The organism is Mycobacterium sp. NGS27 (genome assembly GCF_059813005.1).
This window is the reverse complement of the sequence record NZ_JCALDT010000035.1, coordinates 1-698: the sequence shown is the minus strand read 5'-3', so window position 1 is coordinate 698 and position 698 is coordinate 1. Positions and strand designations below refer to the sequence as shown.

At 67.2% G+C, this 698-nt stretch carries 1 protein-coding gene; it reads right to left on the bottom strand.

Translation table 11 applies throughout. From position 1 onward, the window contains the following. On the bottom strand, positions 1-698 hold a 698-nt coding region (locus AC5Y30_RS25445), incomplete at both ends, for an AMP-binding protein (protein WP_499922074.1).

Sequence of the window (698 nt, the reverse complement as noted above, 5' to 3'; positions counted from 1 at the left end):
GCCGTCAACGGCAAAGCGTCGATCGCCAGCACCGCGGCCGGCACCATATACGGCGGCAACCGATCAGCCAACGCCGCACGCACCCGAGCGGGCTCCGCGCCCCCGGTGACATAACCCACCAGACGCTTATCACCGGGACGGTCCTCACGGGCGATCACCGCCGCCTCATCAACCCCGTCCAACCCCGCCAACGCCGTACGCACATCACCAAGCTCGATGCGATACCCACGAATCTTGACCTGCTCATCAGCCCGACCCAAATAATCGAGCTGCCCATCAGCACGCCACCGCACCAAATCCCCGGTGCGATACATCCGCGCCCCGCTACCACCAAACGGACACGCCACAAACCGCGACGCCGTCAACCCCGCCCGCCGCACATAGCCACAACTCACACCGCGACCCGCGGCATACAACTCACCGACCACCCCGACCGGCACCGGACGCAACCACTGATCCAACACAAACAACGCCGCCCCCGGCACCGGCGCACCAATCGGCGGCACCCCCGACCCCGCCGCCAACGCCGCACTCAGCGTCAACACCATCGTCGTCTCAGTCGGACCGTAGGCATTGAACATCACCCGCCCCGGAGCCCAGCGATCCACCACCTCAGCCGGACACGCCTCACCGGCCACCGCCACCGTCATCTGCCCCAAGCCCTGCGGCGACAACGTCGCTACCGCCGACGGAGTCCA